The 23748-nt window shown below is 68.1% G+C and carries 26 protein-coding genes; 9 read left to right on the forward strand and 17 right to left on the reverse strand.

Annotation, left to right across the window (positions count from 1 at the left end):
* Positions 1 to 274: 274 nt before the first annotated feature.
* From R4823_RS02385 to R4823_RS02410, 6 genes are read left to right on the forward strand one after another with little or no spacing between them, the layout of a single operon-like run.
* A complete protein-coding gene (locus tag R4823_RS02385; RefSeq protein WP_279814503.1) occupies positions 275 to 1117 on the forward strand; it encodes an NrtA/SsuA/CpmA family ABC transporter substrate-binding protein in 843 nt (280 codons plus the stop codon).
* Complete coding sequence (locus R4823_RS02390; protein ID WP_279814505.1) at positions 1114 to 1914, forward strand: ABC transporter ATP-binding protein; 801 nt, start codon at positions 1114 to 1116, stop codon at positions 1912 to 1914. The genes R4823_RS02385 and R4823_RS02390 overlap by 4 nt, the downstream gene beginning before the upstream one ends.
* Positions 1911 to 2714: an ABC transporter permease gene (locus tag R4823_RS02395; RefSeq protein WP_279814507.1), complete on the forward strand. Its 804-nt coding sequence runs from the start codon at positions 1911 to 1913 to the stop codon at positions 2712 to 2714. Before R4823_RS02390 ends, R4823_RS02395 begins: the two co-directional genes overlap by 4 nt.
* Positions 2707 to 3507, forward strand: coding sequence for an ABC transporter permease (locus tag R4823_RS02400; RefSeq protein ID WP_279814509.1), 801 nt, complete (start codon positions 2707 to 2709; stop codon positions 3505 to 3507). Before R4823_RS02395 ends, R4823_RS02400 begins: the two co-directional genes overlap by 8 nt.
* A 10-nt stretch (positions 3508 to 3517) precedes the next feature.
* The gene (locus R4823_RS02405; RefSeq protein WP_279814511.1) at positions 3518 to 4243 is read left to right on the forward strand and encodes a class II aldolase/adducin family protein; all 726 of its coding nucleotides are present in this window, start codon (positions 3518 to 3520) and stop codon (positions 4241 to 4243) included.
* 13 nt (positions 4244 to 4256) lie between these two features.
* Positions 4257 to 4967: an isochorismatase family protein gene (locus R4823_RS02410; protein ID WP_338617263.1), complete on the forward strand. Its 711-nt coding sequence runs from the start codon at positions 4257 to 4259 to the stop codon at positions 4965 to 4967.
* Between the two features lie 9 nt (positions 4968 to 4976).
* Here R4823_RS02410 and R4823_RS02415 read toward each other — a convergent pair whose 3' ends face one another.
* Positions 4977 to 5957 carry a tripartite tricarboxylate transporter substrate binding protein gene (locus tag R4823_RS02415; protein ID WP_338617265.1) on the reverse strand — a complete coding sequence of 327 codons (981 nt, stop codon included), beginning with the start codon at positions 5955 to 5957 and terminating at the stop codon, positions 4977 to 4979.
* A 230-nt stretch (positions 5958 to 6187) separates the two neighbouring features.
* Between R4823_RS02415 and R4823_RS02420 the strand changes: the two genes are divergently transcribed.
* Genes R4823_RS02420 through R4823_RS02430 form a run of 3 tightly spaced genes read left to right on the forward strand, consistent with a single transcriptional unit; the run spans position 6188 to position 8646 of the window.
* Positions 6188 to 6721 carry a 3-hydroxybutyryl-CoA dehydratase gene (locus R4823_RS02420; protein ID WP_338617267.1) on the forward strand — a complete coding sequence of 178 codons (534 nt, stop codon included), beginning with the start codon at positions 6188 to 6190 and terminating at the stop codon, positions 6719 to 6721.
* 12 nt (positions 6722 to 6733) lie between these two features.
* Positions 6734 to 7399, forward strand: a complete 666-nt coding sequence (locus R4823_RS02425; protein WP_132980732.1) for a cysteine hydrolase — start codon at positions 6734 to 6736, stop codon at positions 7397 to 7399.
* A complete protein-coding gene (locus tag R4823_RS02430; RefSeq protein WP_087838353.1) occupies positions 7399 to 8646 on the forward strand; it encodes a LysR substrate-binding domain-containing protein in 1248 nt (415 codons plus the stop codon). The genes R4823_RS02425 and R4823_RS02430 overlap by 1 nt, the downstream gene beginning before the upstream one ends.
* Here the strand turns inward: R4823_RS02430 and R4823_RS02435 are convergent.
* The 16 genes from R4823_RS02435 to R4823_RS02510 form a co-directional block, all read right to left on the reverse strand.
* Positions 8619 to 9104, reverse strand: a complete 486-nt coding sequence (locus R4823_RS02435; RefSeq protein WP_087838352.1) for a MarR family winged helix-turn-helix transcriptional regulator — start codon at positions 9102 to 9104, stop codon at positions 8619 to 8621. The two genes, R4823_RS02430 and R4823_RS02435, sit on opposite strands and share 28 nt — an antisense overlap.
* An 89-nt stretch (positions 9105 to 9193) precedes the next feature.
* Positions 9194 to 9826 carry an isochorismatase family protein gene (locus R4823_RS02440; RefSeq protein WP_087838351.1) on the reverse strand — a complete coding sequence of 211 codons (633 nt, stop codon included), beginning with the start codon at positions 9824 to 9826 and terminating at the stop codon, positions 9194 to 9196.
* Positions 9827 to 9839: 13 nt separating this feature from the next.
* Complete coding sequence (locus R4823_RS02445; RefSeq protein ID WP_338617268.1) at positions 9840 to 10877, reverse strand: 2,5-dihydroxypyridine 5,6-dioxygenase; 1038 nt, start codon at positions 10875 to 10877, stop codon at positions 9840 to 9842.
* A gap of 34 nt (positions 10878 to 10911) precedes the next feature.
* Positions 10912 to 11739 (reverse strand): alpha/beta hydrolase, encoded by an 828-nt coding sequence (locus R4823_RS02450; RefSeq protein WP_338617270.1) that lies wholly within the window; start codon positions 11737 to 11739, stop codon positions 10912 to 10914.
* A 29-nt stretch (positions 11740 to 11768) separates the two neighbouring features.
* A complete protein-coding gene (locus R4823_RS02455; protein ID WP_087838348.1) occupies positions 11769 to 12524 on the reverse strand; it encodes an Asp/Glu racemase in 756 nt (251 codons plus the stop codon).
* A 22-nt stretch (positions 12525 to 12546) separates the two neighbouring features.
* Complete coding sequence (locus R4823_RS02460; protein WP_338619249.1) at positions 12547 to 13509, reverse strand: amidohydrolase family protein; 963 nt, start codon at positions 13507 to 13509, stop codon at positions 12547 to 12549.
* 11 nt (positions 13510 to 13520) lie between these two features.
* Complete coding sequence (locus R4823_RS02465) at positions 13521 to 14039, reverse strand: nuclear transport factor 2 family protein (RefSeq protein ID WP_132980736.1); 519 nt, start codon at positions 14037 to 14039, stop codon at positions 13521 to 13523.
* Positions 14039 to 15334 carry an aromatic ring-hydroxylating dioxygenase subunit alpha gene (locus R4823_RS02470; protein ID WP_087838346.1) on the reverse strand — a complete coding sequence of 432 codons (1296 nt, stop codon included), beginning with the start codon at positions 15332 to 15334 and terminating at the stop codon, positions 14039 to 14041. Before R4823_RS02470 ends, R4823_RS02465 begins: the two co-directional genes overlap by 1 nt.
* A gap of 21 nt (positions 15335 to 15355) precedes the next feature.
* Positions 15356 to 16633 (reverse strand): FAD-dependent oxidoreductase, encoded by a 1278-nt coding sequence (locus R4823_RS02475; RefSeq protein ID WP_338617272.1) that lies wholly within the window; start codon positions 16631 to 16633, stop codon positions 15356 to 15358.
* Positions 16617 to 16925 carry a non-heme iron oxygenase ferredoxin subunit gene (locus tag R4823_RS02480; protein WP_279814530.1) on the reverse strand — a complete coding sequence of 103 codons (309 nt, stop codon included), beginning with the start codon at positions 16923 to 16925 and terminating at the stop codon, positions 16617 to 16619. Before R4823_RS02480 ends, R4823_RS02475 begins: the two co-directional genes overlap by 17 nt.
* 61 nt (positions 16926 to 16986) lie before the next feature.
* A complete protein-coding gene (locus R4823_RS02485; RefSeq protein ID WP_279814532.1) occupies positions 16987 to 17775 on the reverse strand; it encodes an SRPBCC family protein in 789 nt (262 codons plus the stop codon).
* A 17-nt stretch (positions 17776 to 17792) separates the two neighbouring features.
* Entirely contained in the window at positions 17793 to 20168 is a 2376-nt protein-coding gene (locus R4823_RS02490; RefSeq protein ID WP_338617274.1) for a xanthine dehydrogenase family protein molybdopterin-binding subunit, read from the reverse strand.
* The gene (locus R4823_RS02495) at positions 20158 to 20664 is read right to left on the reverse strand and encodes a (2Fe-2S)-binding protein (protein ID WP_087838342.1); all 507 of its coding nucleotides are present in this window, start codon (positions 20662 to 20664) and stop codon (positions 20158 to 20160) included. The genes R4823_RS02490 and R4823_RS02495 overlap by 11 nt, the downstream gene beginning before the upstream one ends.
* Positions 20665 to 20672: 8 nt before the next feature.
* Positions 20673 to 21536, reverse strand: a complete 864-nt coding sequence (locus R4823_RS02500) for a xanthine dehydrogenase family protein subunit M (protein WP_087838341.1) — start codon at positions 21534 to 21536, stop codon at positions 20673 to 20675.
* A 7-nt stretch (positions 21537 to 21543) separates the two neighbouring features.
* Positions 21544 to 22536: an ABC transporter substrate-binding protein gene (locus R4823_RS02505; RefSeq protein ID WP_087838340.1), complete on the reverse strand. Its 993-nt coding sequence runs from the start codon at positions 22534 to 22536 to the stop codon at positions 21544 to 21546.
* A gap of 30 nt (positions 22537 to 22566) precedes the next feature.
* Positions 22567 to 23550, reverse strand: coding sequence for a tripartite tricarboxylate transporter substrate binding protein (locus tag R4823_RS02510; protein ID WP_087838339.1), 984 nt, complete (start codon positions 23548 to 23550; stop codon positions 22567 to 22569).
* Positions 23551 to 23748: the final 198 nt, after the last annotated feature.

A 23748-nucleotide genomic window follows, 5' to 3' on the forward strand; every position in this document is an offset into this window, starting at 1 on the left:
CGGTTCCGTTCCAGCATCGCCTAAAAACCCATCCGATAAGAAAAATTGCTGGCTGAGCAAGAATAACTCGATCGTTTCGCCCGAGGCAAGAACCTACAATCCGGCATGACGAAGCCGTGACCATCCTAGGGAGGACCGCATCATGAATTCCATGGTGAAGACGCTCTGCTGTGCCGCTTTATCCTTGTTTTTTCTGGCTTCTCCAGCCAGCCAGGCGGAGGTCGTCCCCATCCGCGTGGGCCATGGCTCATCCGCCGAGGAACCGCTGTGGACGATGAAGGCATCGCCCGCCGTCACTCCCGGACAGAACCGCGACTACAAGCTCGAGTACACCTTGTTCCGGGGCACCGATAAACGTTTTCAAGCATTCGAAGCCGGCGAGCTGGACGTCGCCACCGGATCGGCTCACAGCGTCATGATGGCCGCGGCCCAGGGCATCAAGTTCAAGATCGTCGCGTCGCTGTCCCGCGAGGGCGGCGCGCAAGGCTTCGCCACCCAGTACATGGTGCTCGACAGCTCGCCCATCAAGACCATCGCCGATCTCAAGGGCAAGACCGTGGGCATCAACGGCGCGCGCTCGTCGGCGGAGATCTGGGCCCGGCTGGCGCTCAAGAAGCACGGACTGAACCCGCAGCGGGACGTCAAGTGGGTGGCCATGCCGTTTCCCAGCCAAGGGGAGGCCGTACGGGCCGGCAAGCTGGACATCGGCGCCTTCCCGCAGCCTTTCGCTGCCTTCGAGGAAAAGCGAGGCGGACTGCGCACCGTCTTCACCTCCACTGACGGCATCGGGCAGCAGGAAGACCTGATGCTGCTCCTGGTCAAGGAGGAATTCGCCGCCAAGCATCCCGCTGCCCTGCGCGCCTTCCTGGCCGACCTGGTCAAGGCCGCCGACTTCTACGTGAATCGCCCGCGCGAAAGCCACCAGCAATTGATCGACGCGAAGTTCGTCAACATTCCGCTGGACGTGTCGCTGGGCATGCGCAAGTACCTGCATCCGCTCGACGGCAAGGTCGACATGGACTCCATGCGCAGGATGGTGGCCGAACTGAAGACCTTCGGTTATCTGGACAATCTGGACCCCGCCAAGGTCGTGGACATGAGCTACCTGCCGAAATGAACGCCAGCGCCAGCACTACCGCCTACCTGCAGGCCAGGGGCGTCGGCAAGCGCTTCCTGCGCAACGGCCAGGCCGTGACCGCGCTGGAGGATTTCGACCTGTCCATCGCCGAGGGCGAATTCGTCAGCATCGTCGGGCCCTCGGGCTGCGGCAAGAGCACCTTCCTGCACATGGTGGGCGGGTTCGAGCCGCGCACCAGCGGCACGATCAGCCTGGCCGGGCGCCCGGTCTCGGAGCCGGGGCCCGACCGGGGCATGCTGTTCCAGGACTATGCGCTCTTTCCCTGGCGCACCGTGCTGGGCAACGTGGCCTGGTCGCTGGAAGTGCAGGGCCTGCCCAAGGCGCGGCGCCTGGAGATCGCGCGCAAGTACATCGCCATGGTCGGGCTCGCCAGGTTCGAGAATGCCTATCCGGGCGAGCTGTCCGGCGGCATGCGGCAGCGCGTGGCGCTGGCGCGCACGCTGGCCTACGAACCCAAGATGCTGCTGATGGACGAGCCGTTCGGCGCCCTGGACGCGCAGACGCGCGAACTCATGCAGGAAGAGCTGACCGACATCTGGCAGCAGGACCGCCGCACCGTGCTGTTCGTCACGCACGACATCGAAGAGGCCATCTACCTGAGCGACCGGATCATCGTCTTCACGGCGCGCCCGGGACGCATCAAGGCCGACCTGCGCGTGGACCTGCCTCGTCCGCGCGGCGCGGCCATCCGCAAGTCGCCCGAGTTCATGGACTACCACGCCAGGATCTGGGACATGCTGCGCGATGAGGTCCTGCGCGCCCGGGAAGGCTCATGAGCGCGATACGCCCCGCCGCGGCGGGCGGTTCGAACCGCGCGCTGCGCTGGCTCGCGGGCTGGACCCTGCCGGTGGCGCTGCTGGTAGCCATGCAACTGGCGGCCGGCCAGCCGGGAGCGCCCCGCTACGTCGTGGCGCCGACCGACATTGCCGCCACGACCTGGGAATTGCTGGCAAGCGGCGAGCTCATCCGCGACGCGATGGCGTCCGGCGTGCGCTCCTACAGCGGCTTTTTCATGGGGGCCGCGCTGGGGGTTGCGATCGGACTCCTGAGCGCGGTGTGGCGGCAGGCGCGCGCCTTCTTCGATCCGCTCGTCTCCACGCTGTATCCGGTGCCCAAGGTGGCGCTGCTGCCGGTCATCATCACCTGGCTGGGCTTCGGCGATGTCTCGAAAATCGCCCTCATCACGCTGGCGGTCTTCTTTCCGACTTTCATCAACACCTTGTACGGCGCGCGCGCCACCCCCGTATCCCTGATCTGGGCGGCGCGCAACATGGGGGCGGGACCTGCCTACATCTTCAGGCGCGTCATCTTCCCGGCCGCGCTGCCGCAGATCTTCACCGGCCTGCGCTCCGGGCTCGCGCTTTCGTTCATCGTGCTGTTCGCCGCCGAGATGGTGGGGTCGCACGACGGCCTGGGCGACATGGTCGTGCGCGCCGAGGAAGCCATGCGCTATGACTGGATGTACACGGCCATCCTGGCCATCGGCCTGATGGGCTTCGCCAGCGACCGCATCCTGCTGGCCATCCGCCGCCGCCTGCTGGCGGACAAGTATCCCGGGGAGGCCCGCGATGGTTGAGCGTCTGCGCGCTTTCGCCCGGCAAGCCATGGCGCCGCTGTATCCGCTGGCGGTCCTGGCCGCGGCCTGGGAGCTGTTGTCCCGTTCGGGATGGGTGTCGCCGCGGCTGATGCCTTCCATCGTGAAGGTGGGCCGGGCCTTCGTGGAAGGGCTGGCCAACGGCGACCTGGTCTATCACGCCTCCATCTCGTTCTCGCGCGCCCTGAGCGGCTTCGGCCTGGCCATCGTCATCGGCGTGCTGCTGGGGGTGCTCATGGCCCGCAGCCGCTGGTTCGAATGGATGGTGGAACCCATCTTCTCGTTCGGCTACCCGGTTCCCAAGATCGCGTTGTACCCGGTCTTCATCCTGCTGCTGGGCTTCGGCTCGCCGTCGAAGATCGCGCTGATCGCCTTGGAGTGCACCTTCCCCATCGCGGTCAACACCTATTTCGGCATCCGCGCCGTGGCGCCGCGCCTGGTCTGGAGCGCCCGCAACATGGGGGCCGGGTCCGTGCGCATCTTCCTGCGCGTGCTGCTGCCGGCGGCGCTGCCCGCCATCATGTCGGGCATACGGGTCGCGCTGCCCCTGTCCATGGTGGTCGTGATCATCACCGAAATGATCGGCGACAGCACCGGGCTGGGCTACTACATCGCCTACGCGTCGGCTTCCTTCATGTATGCCGAGTCCTACGCCGGCGTGATCGCCGTGGCGCTGATCGGCTTCACCCTCGACCGCCTGCTCGTCGCCGTGCGCGGCAGGATCATCTTCTGGGAGCCCGACGGCGCGGCCCGGAGTTCCCGTCCTTCCCATTGAGGCTCCCACGATGTCTATCGACGAACAACTGGAACAACTGGCGACGGCCTGCCGCGTCCTGGAAATGGAAGGCCATGGCGACATGACCCTGGGCCACCTGTCGCTGCGCGATCCGCAAGGGCGCGGCTTCTGGCTCAAGCGCAACGCGCGCGGCCTGGGCGAGATCCTGTCCGCCGCCGACTTCGTGCTGGTCGGCCACGATGGCGCCAAGCTGGAAGGGGAAGGGGGGCGCCATTCTGAGTGGCCCATCCATTCCGAGATCCTGAAGGCGCGGCCCGACGTCAACGTCGTCGCCCATACCCATCCCTTCCACGCCAGCATCCTGTCGTCGTTCGGCACCGCGCTGGCGCCGTTCACGCTGGATGCCGACTACTTCGACGAACTGCCCTGCCACCGGGACGAGGCCGCGCTGCTCAAGACCGAGGAAGAGGGCGCCGCGCTGGCCCGCACCCTGGGACCGCATTTCGCCGTGCTGATGGCCAATCACGGCGTCACCTTTTGCGGCACGTCCATCGCCCATGCCGTCTGCGTGGGGGTCTTCCTGGAGCGCGCCGCGCGCATCCACGTGCTGGGTTCGCAGATGCGCGCCGAAGCGACCTTCCCCATGCCGCCCGTGCGGCGGCGCCGGCGCGAACAGATCATGACGCCCGTCCACGTCGAGCATTCCTGGAACTACTTCGTCCGCAAGCTCGCGTGGCAGGAAAAGGCCCGCGGCGATGCCGCGCTGTTCGCCTGAGGAGGCCCTGGACATGGCCACGCTCGAATCGCTGTATTCGTACCTGACGCCGCGCGACCGTGAGATCATCGAGCTGTCCGGCTACGGCGCCCGCATGGGATTCGGCGCGTGCCCGGCCCTGGTGATCGTCGACGCCACCTATGGTTTTTGCGGCGACCGGCGCGAGCCCATCACTGACTCCGTTCGCCGCTGGCCCAACTCTTGCGGCGAGGCAAGCTGGGACGCCATCGACCGCATCCGCGAACTGCTGGCCGCCTTTCGCGCGCAGCAGCGGCCCGTCATCTACACGCGGGGCGCGTACCGGGACGACAAATGGGACATGGGTTCGTGGCTGTGGAAGCATGCACGATCGCGGCCGCAAGAGGCTCCGTTGTCCCAATCCGATCGGCATCATGACGAGATCGTCGAGGAAATCGCTCCGCAGCCCAGCGACCTCGTCATCGGCAAGCAGAAGCCATCGGCGTTCTTCTCGACGCCGCTGCAGTCCTACCTGACCCTGCTGGGTGCGGATTCGCTGGTGGTGGCGGGCGGCAGCACCTCGGGCTGCGTGCGTGCCACCGTGGTGGATGGCTTCAGCGCCAACTACCGCATCGCCGTGGCTGCCGACGCCTGCTTCGACCGCCTGCAATCCAGCCATGCGATGAGCCTGCTGGACATGCATGCGAAGTATGCCGACGTGCTGGATACGGCGGACATCCTGGGGCACTTCGGCGCGTCGGCCTGACCGGGCGTTTCAATCCAGCGCGATATTCAAGCGCTTGAGCACCTGCCCGAAACGCCGGGTCTCGTCGGCCAGCTCCTTCACGTACTCGGCGCGTTCCAGCACGTAGGGCTCGTAGAACATCGCGTCGTAGCGCTTGAGGACCTCCGGGTCGCGCAGCACCTGCGCCACGTCGCGCTGGATCTTGTCGGCGACCGCCGCGGGCGTGCCCTTGGGCGCCAGCAGCGCGACCGATCCCGCCAGGTCGAAGCCCGCCGGTCCGCCGGATTCCGCGATGGTGGGGACGTCCGGGAAGCCCGCCAGCCGCCGGGGCGCCGAGACGGCCAGGTAGCGGACCTTGCCGGCGCGCTGCAGGGGGCCGGCGCTGCCGCCGCTGCCGAAGGCCCAGGCCAGTTCCTTGTTGGCCACCGCGGCGTAGAGTTGTCCCATGTCCTTGTACGGGACGTGCATCATTTCCACGCCCGCTCCCTGTTCCAGCATGGCGCCGCCGATGTGGCCGGGGCTACCGACGAACCACGAACCGTAGGTGACCGAGCCGGGTTTGGCGCGCGCCGCCTGGAGCAGGTCGCCGGTGCCGCGGAAGGGGCTGTCCACCGGTACCACTACGAAGAAGTAGTTGCGCAGCATGGGCGTGATGGGCTCGAAGTCGCGCATCAGGTCGTAGGGCAGCTTCTTGAACAGGTAGGGATGGGCGCTGGTCTGCGCGTTGTCCATCTGGAGCAGGGTGTAGCCGTCGGCGGGACTGCGCTTGGCGGCGTCGATGGCGATGAAGCCGTTGCCGCCCGGCTTGTTCTCGACCATGACGGGCTGTCCCCATTTCTGCGACAGCCGGTCGGCCACCAGCCGCAGCGCGACGTCGGGGCCGCTGCCCACGGGGAAGGTGGAGACCACCCGCACGGGTTTGGCGGGGTAGTCCTGGGCGTGCGTCGGCGCGGCGCCGCACAGGGCCAGCGTGATCGCCGCGAGCACGGAATGGATGATTGGCGTTTTCATGGTCCGGATTCCCGAAGATTGAGCAAGCCACCCCACCAGCGGGTGGCCCCGCCACTGTGCCATTGCCGCAGGCCGGAGGGGATGGGGCATAAGCGCTTTCGGGACCGGCAGAAGCATTTTGATGGCCGGCGGGCGGGCATAAGTTTTTTCGCCCCAGGCAGAAGCATTGCCGGCTGGCGCCAGTCCCGCGGGGAGCCGAGAATGGGGGGATTCACTACCAGGACATAGCGATGAAACTATTTCCCAGCCTGCAATTGCACATGCCGCAAATCGATTTGCAGGAAATCATGGAGCACTTGCGGCACAACGAAGAGCGGCGGACCTATCCGTTGTGGCAGGAGGACGACTGCCTGTGCTTCATTGCGCGCGGCCGTGAATACCGCAGCGAGTTCCACCTGAATCCCAGCCACGAGATGCAGTATTCGCTGAAGGGGGACCTGCACCTGCACTATCGTACGCCCGAGGGGGTGGAGAAGGTCGCGGTGGTTCCCGAAGGACATTGTCTTTACCAGCCGCCCATGGTGCCGCATTCGCCGCGTTTCCCGCCCGATGCGTTCCAGCTCGTGGTCGAGCGCAAGCGCCGGCCTGGCGAAGTGGACCGCTTCCATTGGTTCTGCCCTTCTTGCGACAATCTGCTGCACGAGGAACGCTTCATCGTCAGTGATTACGGTACCGATCCGGTATCGCGGGCCTACGACAATTTCTGGGATTCGCTCGATTTCCGCACCTGCAAGAAGTGCGGCACCATCATGCCGGACCGTTGAAGGGGGGCAGCCATGAGCAATATCCTACGCACCCTGGCGGAGAAAGCGCAGCCGCGACACACGGCGTTAGTGATCGTCGATATGCAGAACGATTTCTGTGCCCAGGGCGGCTACCTGCAGCGCACCCGGGCTGAAAGCGGCCGCCATCCCATCCGGGTGGACGAGAATGCCGCCATCGCCGACCGGATCGGCGCATTGGCGGACGGGGCCAGGCGATCGGGGGCTGCGGTCGCATGGTTGCGCTCGGTCTACGATTTCAAGTACCTGGCGGAGGCCCACGTCGCCATGCGGGATGCCGAGGGCTGCTGCATGGAGGGAACCTGGGGTGCCGACTTCTTCCGCATTCAACCCCGGGAGGGGGACATCGTCGTGGACAAGCACACGTTCAGCGGTTTCCACGAGACCGGGCTGCACGCGCAGTTGCAGGAGCGGGGTATCAGGACGCTGGTGATGGCGGGCGTGGCCACCAATGTCTGCGTCGATTCGACCCTCAGGCACGGATTCTTCCTCGGCTATCACATCGTCGTGGCGGAGGATTGCGTGGGCAGCGGCAACGCGGCTGGCCACGAGGGCACGTTATCGACGGTCCGGGTGAATTTTGGCGAGGTCACGACCTCGGTCGAGCTCCTGCGTTTGTTCGGCAAGCACGCCCCGGCCGACGCCCTTCCAGCTCTTTGATGCTCCACACCAAGCACCTGCGCCCCTTCCTGGCCGTCGTGCGCCACGGCAACCTGGCCCGTGCGAGCGAGGAACTGCGCCGCGCCCAGTCGGCCGTGTCGCGTTCGGTGCAGGAGCTGGAAGGCTGGTTCGGCGTCGCGCTGTTCGAGCGCAGCGCGCGCCAGTGGCTGTTGACCGACTTCGGCCAGGCGCTGCACCGACGGACCGAGTTGGCGTTCGCCGAACTGCAGCAAGCCTGCGACACGTTGTGCGAGCGCTACCCCGAGTCGGCGCCGCGGCTGCGCACCGCGCCGTTCTTTTCGTTGGCCGTGCACGAGCGGCGCCTGGAACTGTTGTTCGCCTTTACCGAGCGCAAGCACATCAGCACGGCGGCGGCGGCGGTGGGCGTTTCCCAGCCGGCCGCCAGCATGGCGCTGTACGACCTGGAGGCCAGCGTCGGCGTGCCCCTGTTCGACCGCGCGCATGCCGGCGTCGCATTGAACGAATGCGGCGAGCTGCTGCTGGCGCATGTGAAGCGAGCATTGGCGCAGTTGCGCCTGGCCGGCACCGAGATCTCGGCGCTGAAGGGCGTGATCGAAGGACAGGTGGTGGTCGGGGCGCTGCCGTTCAGCCGTCCGTATGTGTTGCCGGTGGCCATCGGCAGTGTGCTGGCCCGGCATCCGCGCCTCCAGGTGCGCACGCTGGAGGCGCCCATGGATACGCTGGTGGCGGGCCTGCGGCTGGGCGACGTGGATTTCCTGGTGGGCGCGCTGCCGGTGGAGCCGCTGGAAAGCGCGCTGGTGGTCGAGCAGTTGATGCGCGAGCCCATGGTGGTGCTGGCGCGCCGCGATCATCCGCTGGCCGCGGCTGCCGCCCTGGATCTGGCCGACCTGATGGAGACCGCATGGGTGCTGCCCCGGCAGGGCACGCCCACGCGCGAGGCCTTGGGCGCGTGCCTGGCGCAGCATGGGTTGCCGGAACCCCAGGTGGCGGTGGAGTCGTCGGACATCTCCCTGATCCGGGGGCTGCTGCTGGAGACCGACATGCTGTCTGCGGCTTCGCGCCAGTTGTTCCCGCACGAACTGCGGGCGGGCATCCTGGTGGAGTTGCCGGTGGTGCTGGCGGGCACCGAGCGTTCCATGGGCATCCTGCGTCGCACGCAGGAGCATTCGTCGCCGGGGGCGCAATTGCTGATCGAGGCGATCCGCCAGGTGTGCCGCGACGAATCAGGGGAAAAGGATCAGAGGTCGGCGGCCGCGCGGCCGTAGTGGTTGTTGGCCTGCACCAGCTTGGAAAGCAGGCGCATGAAGGTTTCCTGGTCCTTCTTGCTGAGCGGGGCGATCAGCCGCTGCTGGGCGCGTGTCATGCCGTCCTGCAACTGGCCCATGACGCGCAGTCCTTCCTCGGTGATGAAGGATTGCCGCGAGCGGCGGTCGTCGGGATCCACGCGGCGCGTCAGGTAGCCCTTGCGTTCGAGCCGCTTGACGACGTCGGCCGTGGTGGTGCGGTCCAGCCCGAGTTCGTGGCCGATCGTCTTCTGGTCGCTGCCCGGCTGCAGGGACAGGGCGGTCAGGATGCCGTACTGGACCGGGGTGATCTCGTTGCTGCATTCCTCGAAGAACATCGCATAGTGGATCTGGTTCAGGCGGCGGACCAGGTATCCCGCGCGCGACCAGAGCACCTGCTCGGCGGGATCGAAAGGGTGCGAGGGGGGGGATTGGGTCATTGTGGGGTGCTTCACAGGTATACCGGCGCCGGCGCGGGGCCGGCGCATTTTTACTCAGTATACTGCGGACCACCCATCGGGCCCAGGAATCAACGGCTGGCGGCCGCCCCCAGCGCCTGCAGCACCTCGTCGCGCGGCATGACGGCGGCGTATTTCTGCTGCATGTCGAACAGGTTGGCCTCGTGCGGGCCGAGCGCCCGATCGCCCACGCAGTCCGAGGCGACGACGGGGCGTAGGCCATGGCACATGGCGTCCACGACGCTGGCGCGCACGCAGCCGCTGGTGACCGCGCCGGCCACGATCAGCGTGCGCACGCCGCGCTGCGCGAGCCATGCGGCCAGCGTGGTGCCGAAGAAGGCCGAGGGCAGCGTCTTGCGCACCACGAGTTCGCCCGGAGCCGGGGCCAGCTCGGGGACGATGGCGCTGGCGGGGGCGTGTTCCTTCAGTTTCAGCAGGCCGGGGACCTTTTCGGTGAATACGTTGCCATCGGCGTCGTCGTCGGCGAACACGATGCGTGTGTGCGCCACGGGCCACCCGAGCCTGCGGGCCTCGGCCAGCAGCACCGTCGTGCGCTCGATGGCTTCGCGGATGTTGCCGCCGCCGAACATGGCCGGGTCGGCGAAACCGTTGACGAAATCGACGATGAGCAGCGCGGCCGGTCCGCGCAGTTCGAGATCGGCGCCGAATCCCTGGCGCTGGTAGGTCGAGATTTCCTTGTGCATGATGGCTCCGTGTCTAGGCCTGGTCGAGGACCTTGCCGTCCGCGACCATGTCCCGCCCGTCCAGGCTGACGGTGCAGCGGCGCAGCGGGATGTCGATGTGGCAGGCGGTGGTGCGGCTTCCGCCGGCTTCGTTGTTGGGGCCGAGAGAGAACAGGAAGTTGCCTTCGAAGGCACGGGCATCCATGCCTATGGTGGCTTCGCGGTCGTACAGCCCCAGTGTGGACCAGCGGGCGCGCGGCTGCAAACCCCAGCCTATGTGCGAGATCGCGTAGGCCTCGGGGTCGTCGAAGGACGCCATGTAGTCGTCGAGCAGGCTGGCCGACAGGCCGCCCTCGATGCGCACCGCGTAGCCGTTCTCCACCGTGAGCGTGATGGGGTCGTCCACGTAGCATTTCTGGGGCAGCAGGATGTCGCCCCGGTCGATGACGATGCGGCCGCTGGCGCCGCCTTCGTTGGGCCAGGTCAGCGCGAATCCGCTGGGCCAGTGGTCCCAGCGGCCGGGTTCGTCGACGAAACCGTATTCGCTGATGGCGGGGAATTCGCCCAGGGGGCAGCGCAGGTCCGTGCCGGCGGCCGAGCGCACGCGCATCTCGCGGGCGACCTGGATGTGCGCGGCCGCCGCGGTGACGCGGGTCTTGTCCTCCTGGGTGGGGACCATGCGCATCAGGACTTCGGGCGGTTCGACCGCCAGCAGGATCTTGGTGCCGGTCTGCAGGATCTCGTGCTGTTCCGGCGAGAAGAGCAGGGTCATCAGGTCCAGGACGAGGTCGCTGGCCTTCAGGGCGGCGATGGCGGCGTGGTTGCCGGTCAGGGGCGTCGTGCCCAGGTAGGCCAGCGCGTCCCGGCTCAGGGCCTTCTCGCCGTTGACCGGCGGCAGGTCCAGCCGGTTGACGATGGCCCCCAGGGACTGGGCGGCGATGGTGGCGCACGACAGGGTCTGCGGATGGGTGGACGCGCTGGTCAGGATGGTCACGGTCTGCCCCGCCTCCAGGCGGGACAGCGTCAGCACCTGGCGCCAGGCTTCGATGAACGGATAGTCGCTGATGGCCATGGTCTTGCCTGTGGTCTGGAGGTGGAGAGGGATCTCAGATTGAAACGCCGAGGAACGTGCCGAAGGCCTGGTAGAAGCCTTCCTCGTTGTCCCACGGGATCATGTGGCCGGCGCCGGGCACGCGCACGGTCCGCATCGAGGCCAGCAGCTGCCCGAATTCCGCGACGTCGGCATCCTCGACCACGCCGCCACGCTCGGCGGTCATCAGCAGCACGGGCTGCCGGATCGCGGGAAGATCGGCGTGGATGTCGTCGGTGTGAAAGCCTTCGAAGCTGGCCAGCACCGCCTCCTCGTCGCAGGTGTGCAGCCATTCGGCGCGCAGCCGCAGCTGCTCCTCGGTCCAGGTGGGGCAGAACTCGCGCATGGCGGTCCAGTCCATGCCGGCGCGCGCCGCCTTCATCGAATCGACGTACCAGGGAAGCTTGGCGGGGTAGGGGCGGCGTCCGGGGCCGGATACCGGCGGATCGACCGCCACCAGCCTGGCCATGGCGGGCATGCCGATGCGCGCGGCGCGCAGGCCGATGCGGGCGCCCATGGAATGGCCCACCACGCTGGCGCGCGCCAGGCCCAGCGCCTCGGCCAGCGCGATGAGGTCCTCGGCCTGGGCATCGAGGCTATAGTCCAGGCCGGGCGCGGCGGTGGACAGGCCGCGGCCGCGCACATCGAGAACATAGGTGTCGAAGTGCCGGCCCAGGCGCTCGCCCACGAAGCCCCAGGTGATGGCGGGGCTGGTGATGCCGGGGACGACGATGACGGGATCGCGCGAGGCGCGCTCGCCGTCGGCGCCGCCGTAGCGCAGGTAATGCTGGCGGATGCCGTTGGCGCGCACGTTGGCGCCGTAGAGGAATTGGCTGTCGGGCATGAGAGGCTCGCTGGAAGGAAGAGGCCGTGTCAGTAGGCGCCGGACAGCAGCGCGCCGGCCCCCGGCACGACGCGTTCGAGGTCCAGGGCCTTGAGCATGGCATAGGTCGTGGCGATGGCGGCCGTGAGGACCGGCTTGCCGGTCTGCGCCTCGACCTTGGCCACCACGGGCAGGGACGGCATCTGGACGCAGGCCGACAGCACGATGGCATCGACCTGGCTGGTGTCCATCTGCGCGACGATGGCCGGCAGGTTCTCGGGGTCGTGGCGTCCGACCTCGAGGTTGTCGGGGATTTCCAGGGCACGGTAGTCGGCGACTTCGAAGCCCTCGTGGCGGATGTAGTCGACCACCAGCTCGGTCAGCGGCTTCATGTAGGGAGCCACCACCACGATGCGCCGGGCGCCGATCACCTTGAGTCCTTCGATCAGCGCGCCCGCGCTGGTGATGACGGGCGCGTCGCCGCCGTTGGCGGCGGTATGGTTCTTCAGGCGGGCCTCGGACTGCCGGTGATAGCCGCGCCCCATCGCCATGATGGCGACCAGGCAGGCATAGCCCAGCACGTCGACGCGGGCGTCGCTCAGTTCGACGGCGCAGCGGTCGGACTCGGCGTCCATGGCGGCCAGCTCCTCCTTGACCACGTGCTTCATGCGCATGCGGCTGGAGTGGAAGGTGAAGCGCTCCGGCCGGATCTGCTGGCGCGCGGCCAGCATGGCCGGGATCTCCGTTTCCATGGTGGTGTTGGAACTGGGCACGATCTGCCCGATGCGAAACAGCGGCTTGGTCATGGGAGTCTCCGTCGGATGCGGTTTACAGGTCCAGGATCCGCGCCGCGTTGCCATGGCAGATGGCTTCGAGCTGGGCGGGTTCCAGGGGCGCGGTGTCGATGAAGCGGGCGGCGGCTTCGGTCGATTCGTAGGGGTAGTCGACCGAGAACATCACGGCGTCCACGCCCATCTCGCCCACCGCGCCGACCAGCGTCGGATGCGAGCACACGCCCGAGGTGGTGATGAGCAGGTTGGTGCCGATGTATTCCGACGGCCGCCGCTGCAGGCTGACCCCATAGGGGTAGGCGGCGAAGCGGCTGTCGAAGCGCCAGCGCTGGAAGGGCAGGCCCTCGCCCATGTGGCCCAGGATGACCTTGAGCCGGGGGAAGCGGTCGAACACGCCGCCGAACACCATGCGCAGCGCGTGGCTGGCGGTCTCGACGCCCCAGCCCCAGCTGGCGCCGGCCAGCACCGGCGCGCCGTCCAGCGCGTGCAGCGGCTTCCACGGGTCGATGGGGTGCAGGTACATGGGCACGTCCAGCTCCTGCATCCGTTCCCAGAACGGATCGTATTCGCGGCCTTCGTAGTAGCGTCCCAGTGTGTGGCCGTTCACCAGCGAGCCCTTGAATCCCAGCTGCTTCACGCAGCGTTCCAGTTCGCGCGCTGCTTCGAGCGGATCGTGCATGGGCAGCATGGCGAAGCCCGCATAGCGGTCCGGCCGCCGCGCGATCCGCTCGGCCAGGAAGTCGTTGTTCTCGCGCGCCCGGCGCAGTGCGAGAGTGGTGTCGGGTTCGGCCTGCACGCCCGGTCCGGACTGGGACAGCACGACCAGCTCGATGCCCGCCCGGTCCATTTCATCGAGTCTGAGCGTGTCGAAGTCGGCCAGACGCTGGCCCAGTTCCTTCATGGTGGCCGGGTCGATGAAGTTCAGGAATGCCTTCGAGTAGGTCTCGAAGCCGGGCATCATGAAGTGTTCTTCCAGCGCGATCTTGCGTAGGGTAGTCAATTCCATTCCTCCTAGACGGGGTAGACCAGGTCGTTGGCGATCACCGACGATTCGTGGATCACCTGCCTCTCCCGCAGCAGCAGTTCGTCGCCGTCGCGGACGAACCGGTCGTGGTAGGTGCCGGCCAGGTGCAGCGTGGTGGGCCCCTCCACCAGGGTCTGCAGCAGCACGTAATTGCATTGGGCCCAGATTTCCTGTCCTTCCTCGCCGACGATGCGGGGGGCGGACAGCAGGTGGGTCATGGTGCGGGGCGCGAACATCTGCGTGCGCGAGATCGCTACCGCCCGGTCGTGCAGCATGGGGCGCCCCTCGGCATAGACCAGCCCTACCGGCATGTCCAGCTCGGCGTTCTCGCGCGCGGTGATCCGGTAGATGCAGTCCTCGGCGAAGAAGCGTGGCCATTCCTCGATGTGGCCGCTGTCCAGCACCGCGCAATACTCGATGTTGAAATGCTCGACCAGCGGTCGCAGCTCCGCCGCCCGCCGTGCGTCCACCCGCGAGGGCGCATATCCTGAAAGCTGCAATGTCATCATGCCTTTTCCCATCCCATGACTTCGCGGTAGTAGCGATACATGCCGCGTATGGCGGCTTCCGATATCAGCGACGTGGCCGTGCCGACGTTGCCCGCGTCCAGTTTCACGACGTTCGTGTCCAGGCTGCTGCGGCGCACGCCCTCCTGCACGAATTTCATGGCCTCGTTGTCCTCCAGGCCCAGGAAGCCCGCCGGCCCCATCAGGTTGCCCTGGCGCAGGCGATGCCGGGTCATCTCGGGCGTGTCGTCCTCGTAGCCGAACATGGTCCAGATCATCAGCATGCTGTGGGGGCCGTTGGGCACGATCTGGCGCACGCCCAGCGTGTTCATCTCGCGCTGCACGACCAGGTTGGGCCAGATGGTCTGCATGGTCACCGACCAGGGCGAGTCGAATTCCTTCACGAACTCCAGGAAGCGGTCGTCCTGCAGCCGCATGCCGTCGTGGAAGGAGCGCATCTCCTTCTTGTTTTCCTCGCTGACGGCGGCGTACTTGTCTTCCTTCTTGGCCGAGGCCATGGTGCCGTGCCGGTGGTGCACGGGGTCGGCGATCATGGCCGAGTCGTTGCCTGCCACCAGCAGGCCGAACACCACCAGGAACGAGTGCAGCAGCGTGGCGTGGTACGGATCCTTCAGGTTCTCGTGATACATCTTCCAGTTGCAGGGCAGCTCGTTCTTGTAATAGCCCAGGATCCTGAGCGGCTTGCCGGGGAAGACGACGTCGAAGTCCTTCAGGATCTCGGGCGTCAGGTATTCCTCCAGCGGCTCCACGTCGGCCGAGTACGAGGCGAAGACCACGCCGTGCCGGGTCGTGACGCGCAGCTTGAACAGGCCATGGTCCTCGTTGCGGAACTCGCGCGGCATGCCGCCTTGCTTGTTCACGCCGCGCTTGAAGGGAATGCCTTGGAGGTTGCCCTTGAGGTCGTAGGACCACTGGTGGTAGGGGCAGACGAACTCCTTCGCGTGGCCACGGCTGCTGCGGCAGAATTCCGCGCCCCGGTGCGCGCAACGGTTCTCGAAGACGTGGATGCTGCCGTCGTCGGCGCGCGAGACCACGACCGGCACGGGACCGACGTAGGAGCGCTTGTAGTCGCCCGGATTGGGGATCTCGGCCTCCAGGGCGACGAAGTTCCACGAACGGCCCTTGAAGATGCGCTCCATCTCGCGCTCGTACACCGATTGGCTGGTGTAGACCCAGTCGGGGATCAGGTGGTCGTCCGCCGGCCAGGCATAGTCGTCGGCGGGACGGTTCTTCGCGCCGACCGTGTAGTCGAGGATTTCCTGGTTCTTGTACATGGTGCTTCCTTTCGTTGGTCCCTAGGCGGACGCCGGGCCCAGGGCCAGGCGCGCGAGCTGTTTGGCGGGGATGCCGGGATCGGTCAGCGCTTCCGGCGCGCAGGCCAGGGGGCGTCCCAGCACGCTTCGGAAGGCGCGCAGGTCGCCGCCGGCGTTGATGGCGATGACATGGACCAGGCGCTTGCCCTCGATGCCGAAAAGCATGGCCTTGCCCGGGTCCCGGCCTTCCGGGAGCTGGCCGCGCAGGCGATAGGCCAGGCCGGGCGCGCCGTGGCCCAGCATCTGGATGTTGCAGCCGAACTGATCGGTCCAGAACCAGGGAGGCGGGGGCGGCTCGGCGTCCTGGCCCAGCATCGCCGCGGCGGCGATGCGCGCCTGTTCGTTGGCGTTCTGCCAGGATTCCAGGCGGCGGTGCGTGCCGGTGGCGGCATCCCGGCCGCTGGCGCAATCGCCCGCGGCGTAGACCCCTTCGGCGCTGGTGCGGCAGCGCTCGTCGACCCGGATGCCGCCGTTGCCGGCATCGATCAGCAATCCGGCTTCGCGCGCCAGCGCCACGTTGGGTACCTGGCCCACGGCGACCACCGCCAGGTCCGCCCGCAACACGCCCGCGTCCGCCAGCGTGGCGGCGATCCCGCCGGCGACGGGCACGAGGCCCGACGGCTGCGCGCCCAGATGCAGGCGTACGCCGTGGGCCCGGGCGCGCGCGGCCAGCCAGCGGGAGACCTCGGGCGGCATCGCCCGGCCCAGCAGCGCCGGCCCCAGTTCCATCACAGTGACGTCCAGGCCCAGCGCACGGGCGGTGGAGGCGATCTCCAGTCCCAGGAAGCCGCCGCCTGTCACCAGCAGGCTGCGCGCGGTGCGCAGGGCCGCGCGCAGGCGCTGCGCGTCGTCCAGCGTGCGCAGGTAGTGGACGCCCGGCGTACCGGGAGGCAGGGCCGGCAAGACGCGGACGTCGCCGCCGGTGGCAAGCAGGCAGGCGCGATAAGCCTGGACCGCGCCGTCGTCCAGGTGCAGTTCGCGCCGCGCGGCATCGAGGCGGACGACACGCCGGCCCGGTTGCAGCACGATGCCGGACTGGGCCAGGAAGGGCTCGGGCAACAGGTTGATGTCCGGCGGCTGTTCGTCGGCCAGCACGGCCTTGGAAAGGGGCGGGCGCTCGTAGGGCGCATGGGGCTCGTCGCCGATCAGGACCACCTTCCCGGCATGGCCGAGCTCGCGCAGGGCACGCGCCGCCATGGCGCCGGCCTGGCCCGCGCCGACGATGACCAGGGGCGCGGAGGCGTCATTCGACGGCGACATAGACGGCCTCGTCCTCGACCTTGACGGGATAGATGCGGATCGGCTGCGTGGCCGGCGCACAGCGCGGCTTGCCGGTGCGCAGGTCGAACTGCGCCTGGTGCAGCGGGCATTCCACGCAGCCGTCCTCGACATAGCCGTCGGTCAGCAGCGCATATTGATGGGTGCAGACGTTGTCGGCGGCGAAGAATTCGCCGCCGCTGCGGAACAGGGCGAGTTCGCGGCCGTCCAGCTTGAACGGCATGCCGGCGTCGTCTTCGACCTCGTCCACCGCGGCGATTCGTGTCCAGTTCATGATGTTTCCATTGGTCAGTATGCTGAATTTCATCGTGCGGCCCCGCGCACGGGGCCCGTGGCTAGCGGCGGCCGAACAGCCCTCCCACGCCTTGCTTGAACTGGGACCAGAAGGCCTTCATGCCTATGCTGAGCATGTTCAGCTCCTGGGGCGGAGGCGCGGTTCGGCCCGCGCCGCGCCGGTTCTGGTTCAGGGCCTGCTGCGTGGCCGCCAGCACGGCCTGCGCCTGGGCCAGCACGGCCTGCGCCTGCAGCAGCAGGGCCTGGGCTTCGGGCGAAGCGGGCGCGCTGCCCGGAACCGCGGCCAGCCGGGGCGCGGCCGCTTCGCCCGGCACCGTGGCGGCGGGCTGGGCGGGAGCGCCGGGCATGGGTGCCGCCGGTTCGGCCGCATTGGCGTCGTCCTGCAGCGATGCAGCCAGGTTGTGCTCGAACTGCTTGAGGATGTGGCCCGCCACTTCGGCGATCATGCCGCTGCCGCGTCCGTACTGCGCTACCGCGCCGGACAGTTGCAGCTGGGTGGTGACGGTGACGTCGGTGCCGCCACCCGCGGCCGGCACCAGCGCGAAGCTGAATTCCGACTGGGCCGAGCCGCGGCCCTTGGGGTCGAGGCCGGAACCGCGCAGCCAGGCGATGTGCCGCTCGTCGTCCTTGCGCACCAGCTCGGCCTGGCCGTCGAAGGCCAGCTTGATGGGGCCCAGCTTGACCGATACCGAGCCCAGGTACTTGTCGTCGCCCAGCGCTTCCTTGAGCCGGGCCCCGGGCAGGCACGGCAGGATGCGGGGAACGTCCAGCATCAGTTTCCAGGTTTCTTCCAGCGGCAGCGGGACGTGAAAGTGATTGGTGAATTCCATGGCGTCTGCGATCGGAGTCAGGGGTTGGCGCTGGGTGCCGTCGTGTCCCGGGCCGGCGGATCGAGCAGCTCGGCCAGGCGCACCGGGGTCAGCGGGAATTCGGTGATGCGCAAGCCGTGGCCGTCCAGCGCGTGCTCGACGGCGCCTATCACGGCGGCGGCAACCGCCAGCGTCGCGCATTCGCCTATGCCCTTGACTCCCAGCGGGTTCAAGCGCGTGGGCGAGGGCTGGAAGATGACCTCGATGGGAGGCACCTCCGGCGCGGTGGGCAACAGGTATTCCGCGAAAGTCGTGGTCAGGGGCTGGGCGTTGTCGTCGTAGCCCATCCATTCGAACAGCGCGTTGCCGATGCCGTGCACCACGCCGCCATGCACCTGGCCGTGCGCGATCTGCGGATTGATCAGATTGCCGCTGTCCTGCACGGCCACGTAGCGCCGCACGTGGATGGCGCCCGTCAACGGATCGACTTCGACCTCGCAGGCGTGGGAAGAGCCGGCGTAGGCCTGCGCATCGCAGTGGAAATGCACGGTCGCATCCAGGCCCGGATCGCCGGGGACCGGCAGCGCATAACCGGGCACGCCCTTGAGCAGCATGGCCAGCCGGGCCAGCGGGACGCGCCTGGCGAAGTCCGGCGTATGGACCTCGCCCTGGCTCAGCATCAGTTCATCCGCGCTCACGCCCAGCACGGCGGCGGCCGTGGCCAGCGCCTTGTCCCTGACCTTGGCCGCGGCCTCGGAGACGGCCGAGCCGGCCATCATGGCCTGGCGGCTGGCGAAGCCGCCCATGCCGTAGCCGGAGAGGCCCGTATCGCCCGCCGAGACCTCCACCGCCTGCGGCTCCACGCCCAGGTGCGCGGCGCACAATTGCGCCAGCGTGGTCTTGATGCCCTGGCCCATGGCGAGGGCGCCGGTGTGGACGACGATGCGGCCGGACGGATGGACGCGGACGCGCGCGCTCTCGTAGGGGCCGCGCCCGGTGGGCTTGACGCTGTTGGCGATCGCGATGCCGCGCAGCAGGCCGGCGCGGGCCGATTCCTCCTGCCGCCGCGCGAAGCCCTCGTAGTCGATGGCCCGGGCGGCCGTGGCTTGCAGGGCCGGGAAGTCGCCGCTGTCGATGACCAGCGGCACGCCGGCGCGCGACTTGAGCGGCTTGGTGTAGGGAATTTTTTCCGGGGGGATGAGATTGCGCCGGCGGCATTCGAGCCGGTCGATTCCCGCGGCGGATGCCAGGCGGTCCATCATGCGTTCCATGACGAAGGCCGCCTGCGGATAGCCGGCGCCGCGTATGGTGGCGACCGGTACCTTGTTGGTGTAGGCCACCTGTACGTGCAGCGAGAAGGCGGGCACGACGTAGGGCCCGGTCATGGACGAGGCGGCGTTGTACGGGACGTTGGTGCCCTGGGGCGTGTAGGCGCCGTGGTCGTGGACGAAGCCGCCGCGCACGCCCAGCACGCGTCCATCGCGGTCGGCGGCCACCGAGATGCGCCAGAACTGGTCGCGTTCCTGGATGGTGGTCAGGAAGTTCTCGCGGCGATCCTCCACCCACTTGACCGGTCGGCCCAGCGCGCGGGCGACGGCGGGCACCACGATTTCCTCGGGGTAGATCATGAACTTGGCGCCGAAGCCGCCGCCCACGTCGGGGGTGATCACCCGCAGCTGGTCCTCGGGCTGGTCCAGCATGTGGGCGATGGTGTAGTGCAGTTCGTGCGCCATCTGGGTCGAGGACCAGACGGTCAGCATGCCGGTGGCGGGATCGAGCGCGGCCACCACGCCGCGGCCCTCCATGGGATGGCCGCAGCCCCGATGGACCTGGAATTCGTCGTCCAGCACGATGTCGGCGCGGGCGAAGGCGGCGTCGCAGTCGCCGTAGGCCAGGGTGTAGTCCTGCAGCACGTTGCTGGCCAGCTCGGTACGCACCCGGGGAGCATCGCCGCGCACGGCCTGGCGGCAGTCCGCGACGGCGGGCAGGACCTCGAACTCCGCCTGCACGGCGGCCGCGGCGTCCTCGGCCTCGTGCCGCGTCCGGGCCACCACCACCGCATAGGCCTCGCCCACGAAGGCGACCTCGTCGCCGGCCAGCGCGAAGGGAGTGGTGTCCTCGGGCAGGGCCGCCAGCGGAAAGCCCAGCGGCATGCGCCACGAGGTGATGTGCCCGAACAGGTCCTGGCGGGTATAGACCGCGACGACGCCGGGCAGGGCGCGCGCCTGGCCCGCGTCGATGCCGCGCAGCCGCGCGTGGGCATGCGGACTGCGCACGAAGCAGGCATGCAGCGCATCGGGGACGGGCACGTCGTCCAGGAAGCAGGCCTTGCCCCGCAGCAGCGTCTCGTCCTCGATGCGGCCCGGGCTCGCGCCCATGCCGGGGATGGCGGTCAGTTGGCGCTCAGCGTGCATGGCCGTCTCGTTCGCGCAGGAGCCGGGCGGCGCGCAGCGCCGCGGCCACGATGTTCTGGTAGCCCGTGCAACGGCACAGGTGGCCCGACAGCACGTCGCGTACGGTGTCCTCGTCCGGATCGGGGTTCGCAGCCAGCAGCTCGGACAGCGACATCAGGATGCCGGGCGTGCAGAAGCCGCATTGCAGCGCGTGCAGTTCATGGAAGGCCTGCTGCAGCGGATGGAGCTCGTGCTCGTCGGCAGCCAGGCCTTCGACGGTGGTGATGGCGCAGCCCTCGCCCTGGACCGCGAGCATCAGGCAACTGCGCGCCGAGACACCGTCCACCAGCACCGTACAGGCGCCGCAAACGCCGTGCTCGCAGCCGACGTGAGTGCCGGTCAGCTTCAGTTCGCCGCGCAGGAAATCGGCCAGGTGCAGGCGCGGCGCGGCCATGCCCTGGCAGGGCTTGCCGTTGACGGACAGGTGCACGGGGCGGGGATCTTGCGTCGTTGCCATGGGGAATCTCATCTCGTTGCGCGCTCGAGCGCGCGGGTGATCGCGCGGCTGGACAGGACGCGCGCCAGCCGCTGGCGGTACCAGCCGGGCACGTAGGCGTCGGAACTGGCATCCACCGCGCCGCACAGCGCGGCGGCGCGTTCGATGTCGGCCGCCTCGGCCTTGGTGCCCAGCAGCGCCTGTTCGGCCTGCCCCATGCGCACGGGCGCCGTCGATACGCCGCCCAGGGTGATGGAGCAGCGGTCCACCCGCGCGTCCGGACCGAAGCGCAGCAGCACGGCGGCCGATGCGATGGCGAAGTCGCCGTGCCGCCGCGAGAACTCCAGGAAGCTCCAGCCGTGTCCCGGCTCCCAGGGCTGCATCGACACGCCCACCAGCATCTCGTCGGCCTCCAGCGCCGGCGTCATGTAGCCGGCGGGAAAGTCCGCCATCGCCAGGCTGCGCGTGCCGGCGGCGCTGGCCACGTGCAATTGCGCGTCCAGGGCCATGGCGATGGTGGGGATCTCGGCCGAGGGGTCGAGCTGGCACAAGCTGCCGCCGACGGTGCCGCGATTGCGCGTCTGCCGGTGGCCGACGTTCAGGATCGCCTCGCGCAGGATGGGCAGCCGGTCGCGGACCAGGTCCGAGAACTCGACGTCCCGCTGTCGTGTCATGGCGCCGATCCGGATCGTGTCGCCCTCGTCCCGCAGGTAGGCCAGTTCCGGGATGCGGTTGATATCCACCAGGCAGTCCGGGAACGCGAACCGCATGTTCAGCATGGCCATCAGCGACTGGCCGCCCGCCAGCACCCGCGCGTTGTCAACGCCGGCCAGGCATTGCAGCGCTTCGTCAAGGCTGCGCGGCGCCACGTAGTCGACAGCGGGAGCTTTCATGGCGCCTTCAGATCTTGGACAGGTCGAGGGACGAGGCGGCGAACAGCTCCTCGGGCGCGACCCGCCGGCGCGACAGGCCCTGCTCGTGGTGATAGCGAGCGAAGGTCTCGATGACGTGGTGGTTGGCGGGCAGGCCGTAAGGCCAGTAGTCCTCGCCCATCAGCGCCTTGGCCTCGTTGTGGTGGTGGACCATCCAGGGCAGGGTGACGGCCAGGTGGCAGATCTCGTCCAGCTCCTTGACGGCCAGGGCCTTGGCCTTCAGGAAGGCCTTGTAGACGCTGACGGGCAGCCAGGGGTTCTCTTCCACCAGCGACTTGCGTATGCCGACCATGTGCATGATGGGGAAGATACGGGTGCGGCGGAAGTAGTCCTTCTCGGCCTCGATGTAGTCGCCGAACAGGCGGCCCACGTTGGGCGCGCCGCGCAGGAAGCAGGACGGCGCGCGGGCGCCGATGTAGCCGTCGATCTCGCCGGACTCCAGCATGCCCGACAGCGTCTTGTCGTCGGGAATCTGCTTCAGGTCGATGGACGGATCCAGTTCGATGGGCGCGCGTTCGCCCCGGCCCGGTTCCTCGACGCCGCCGCGCCGCCACTTGATGTCGGCCGGCTTGACGCCGTACTCGTCCTCGAGGATGCCGCGGATCCAGACGTTCGCGGTGATCTGGTACTCGGGCACGCCTATGGTCTTGCCCTTGAGGTCCTGCGGACGCTGGATGCCGCGGTCAGTGCGCACGTAGATGCCCGACTGCCGGAAGACCCGCGACAGGAAGGCGGGTACCGCGACGTACTTGTTGTCGCCGCGGGCCGTGGTCATCATGTGGCTGCTCATCGAGATTTCCGTCACGTCGAATTCCTCGTAGCGGAAGGCGCGATGGAAGGCCTCTTCCGGCTCCAGCGGCACGGCGCGCACGTTGCAGCCCTCGATGGCCACGCGGCCGTCGAACAGGGCCTGGGTGCGGTCGTAGTTGCCTACGGAGAGGCTGATGTTCAGTTTGTTCATCGGTTTTCCTTGTCGTGGATGCGGGAAGCCTCAATCCGCGCTCAGGCCGATCTTCCTGGCCAGCGCGGCGAAACGGTCGATGTCGTCGTTGACGATCTTCTGGAACGCGGCGGGGCCTTCGTCCGCGGTGGTGTAGCCCAGGTCCTCCAGCCGCTTGCGCATGGCGTCGGTCTTCATGATGGCCGACACCGTCTTGTAGATGTCCATCTTGATGTTGTCCGGCGTGCCGCCAGGCACCGCCAGGCCCTGCCACTGGCTGAGGTTGAAGCCGGGCGCGCCGCTCTCGGCCACGGTGGGCACGTCGGGCACCGCTTTCGAGCGTTCGCTGGAGGTGATGGCCAGCGCGCGCAGCTTGCCCGAGGAAATGTAGGTCAGCGCGCCGGAGATGGTGACCACCGCCAGGTCCACCTGGCCGCCCAGGACGTCGACCAGGGCGGGGCCACAGCCTTTGTACGGAACGTGCACGTTGCTCATCTTGAATTCGATGTTCATCATCTCGCCCGCCAGGTGCGGGTCGGTGCCGGCGCCGCAGGAGCCGTACGACAGCTTGGAACCCGGCTGGCGGCCCGCCGCCACCACGTCGGCCAGGGTCTTGAAGCGGGAAGACGCCGGCACGACCACCAGCATGGGAGCGTAGGCGACATTGATCACCGCCGCCAGATCCTTCTTGGGGTCGTAGCCCAGGTTCTTGTAGATGGCGGGCGCCAGGGAATAGGCGTCGTTCATCATCAGCAGGGAGTGGCCGTCCTTGGGCTTGCCCGCGACGATGCGGGTACCCACGGTGCTGCCGGCGCCGGCCTTGTTGTCGACGATGACGGGCTGGCCCAGCTTGCCGAGCTGGTCGCCGATGAGCCGGGCCAGCATGTCGACCCCGCCGCCCACGGCGTAGGGCACGGTGATCTCGACCGTCTTGACGGGGAAGGTGGGAGCTGCCTTGACCTCTGCCTTCGCCACGGGCAGGAGGGCGGCGAGGGCCAGGGAGCACAGCAGGTGGAAGGGCATCTTGGTCAGCATGGGGAACTCGCAGGGGTCGGTTGATCGGATCAGTAGGGCGCACTGGATGTGTGCCGTGATGCACCAAAATACTCAGTAGGCTGAACAATATGCTCACTGTACTGAGTATTTGGCCGGCCGCTCATTGGGGGAATCACCTAATGGCGAGGAATGCGTGCCCCGGATGAGTGCGCCGGCCGGTCATCGGCCTGTCTGCTT

It is taken from the genome of Pigmentiphaga sp. CHJ604 (assembly GCF_036972535.1).
Lineage (GTDB): Bacteria > Pseudomonadota > Gammaproteobacteria > Burkholderiales > Burkholderiaceae_B > Pigmentiphaga > Pigmentiphaga daeguensis.

What these genes read in the sequence shown, in the direction of transcription:
- R4823_RS02385 (WP_279814503.1), top strand. Translation starts at nt 275, where the DNA reads ATGAAGGCATCGCCCGCCGTCACTCCCGGACAGAACCGCGACTACAAG.
- R4823_RS02390 (WP_279814505.1), top strand. Translation starts at nt 1,114, where the DNA reads ATGAACGCCAGCGCCAGCACTACCGCCTACCTGCAGGCCAGGGGCGTC.
- R4823_RS02395 (WP_279814507.1), top strand. Translation starts at nt 1,911, where the DNA reads ATGAGCGCGATACGCCCCGCCGCGGCGGGCGGTTCGAACCGCGCGCTG.
- R4823_RS02400 (WP_279814509.1), top strand. Translation starts at nt 2,707, where the DNA reads ATGGTTGAGCGTCTGCGCGCTTTCGCCCGGCAAGCCATGGCGCCGCTG.
- R4823_RS02405 (WP_279814511.1), top strand. Translation starts at nt 3,518, where the DNA reads ATGTCTATCGACGAACAACTGGAACAACTGGCGACGGCCTGCCGCGTC.
- R4823_RS02410 (WP_338617263.1), top strand. Translation starts at nt 4,257, where the DNA reads ATGGCCACGCTCGAATCGCTGTATTCGTACCTGACGCCGCGCGACCGT.
- R4823_RS02415 (WP_338617265.1), bottom strand. Translation starts at nt 5,957, where the DNA reads ATGAAAACGCCAATCATCCATTCCGTGCTCGCGGCGATCACGCTGGCC.
- R4823_RS02420 (WP_338617267.1), top strand. Translation starts at nt 6,188, where the DNA reads ATGAAACTATTTCCCAGCCTGCAATTGCACATGCCGCAAATCGATTTG.
- R4823_RS02425 (WP_132980732.1), top strand. Translation starts at nt 6,734, where the DNA reads ATGAGCAATATCCTACGCACCCTGGCGGAGAAAGCGCAGCCGCGACAC.
- R4823_RS02430 (WP_087838353.1), top strand. Translation starts at nt 7,399, where the DNA reads ATGCTCCACACCAAGCACCTGCGCCCCTTCCTGGCCGTCGTGCGCCAC.
- R4823_RS02435 (WP_087838352.1), bottom strand. Translation starts at nt 9,104, where the DNA reads ATGACCCAATCCCCCCCCTCGCACCCTTTCGATCCCGCCGAGCAGGTG.
- R4823_RS02440 (WP_087838351.1), bottom strand. Translation starts at nt 9,826, where the DNA reads ATGCACAAGGAAATCTCGACCTACCAGCGCCAGGGATTCGGCGCCGAT.
- R4823_RS02445 (WP_338617268.1), bottom strand. Translation starts at nt 10,877, where the DNA reads ATGGCCATCAGCGACTATCCGTTCATCGAAGCCTGGCGCCAGGTGCTG.
- R4823_RS02450 (WP_338617270.1), bottom strand. Translation starts at nt 11,739, where the DNA reads ATGCCCGACAGCCAATTCCTCTACGGCGCCAACGTGCGCGCCAACGGC.
- R4823_RS02455 (WP_087838348.1), bottom strand. Translation starts at nt 12,524, where the DNA reads ATGACCAAGCCGCTGTTTCGCATCGGGCAGATCGTGCCCAGTTCCAAC.
- R4823_RS02465 (WP_132980736.1), bottom strand. Translation starts at nt 14,039, where the DNA reads ATGACATTGCAGCTTTCAGGATATGCGCCCTCGCGGGTGGACGCACGG.
- R4823_RS02470 (WP_087838346.1), bottom strand. Translation starts at nt 15,334, where the DNA reads ATGTACAAGAACCAGGAAATCCTCGACTACACGGTCGGCGCGAAGAAC.
- R4823_RS02475 (WP_338617272.1), bottom strand. Translation starts at nt 16,633, where the DNA reads ATGTCGCCGTCGAATGACGCCTCCGCGCCCCTGGTCATCGTCGGCGCG.
- R4823_RS02480 (WP_279814530.1), bottom strand. Translation starts at nt 16,925, where the DNA reads ATGAACTGGACACGAATCGCCGCGGTGGACGAGGTCGAAGACGACGCC.
- R4823_RS02485 (WP_279814532.1), bottom strand. Translation starts at nt 17,775, where the DNA reads ATGGAATTCACCAATCACTTTCACGTCCCGCTGCCGCTGGAAGAAACC.
- R4823_RS02490 (WP_338617274.1), bottom strand. Translation starts at nt 20,168, where the DNA reads ATGCACGCTGAGCGCCAACTGACCGCCATCCCCGGCATGGGCGCGAGC.
- R4823_RS02495 (WP_087838342.1), bottom strand. Translation starts at nt 20,664, where the DNA reads ATGGCAACGACGCAAGATCCCCGCCCCGTGCACCTGTCCGTCAACGGC.
- R4823_RS02500 (WP_087838341.1), bottom strand. Translation starts at nt 21,536, where the DNA reads ATGAAAGCTCCCGCTGTCGACTACGTGGCGCCGCGCAGCCTTGACGAA.
- R4823_RS02505 (WP_087838340.1), bottom strand. Translation starts at nt 22,536, where the DNA reads ATGAACAAACTGAACATCAGCCTCTCCGTAGGCAACTACGACCGCACC.
- R4823_RS02510 (WP_087838339.1), bottom strand. Translation starts at nt 23,550, where the DNA reads ATGCTGACCAAGATGCCCTTCCACCTGCTGTGCTCCCTGGCCCTCGCC.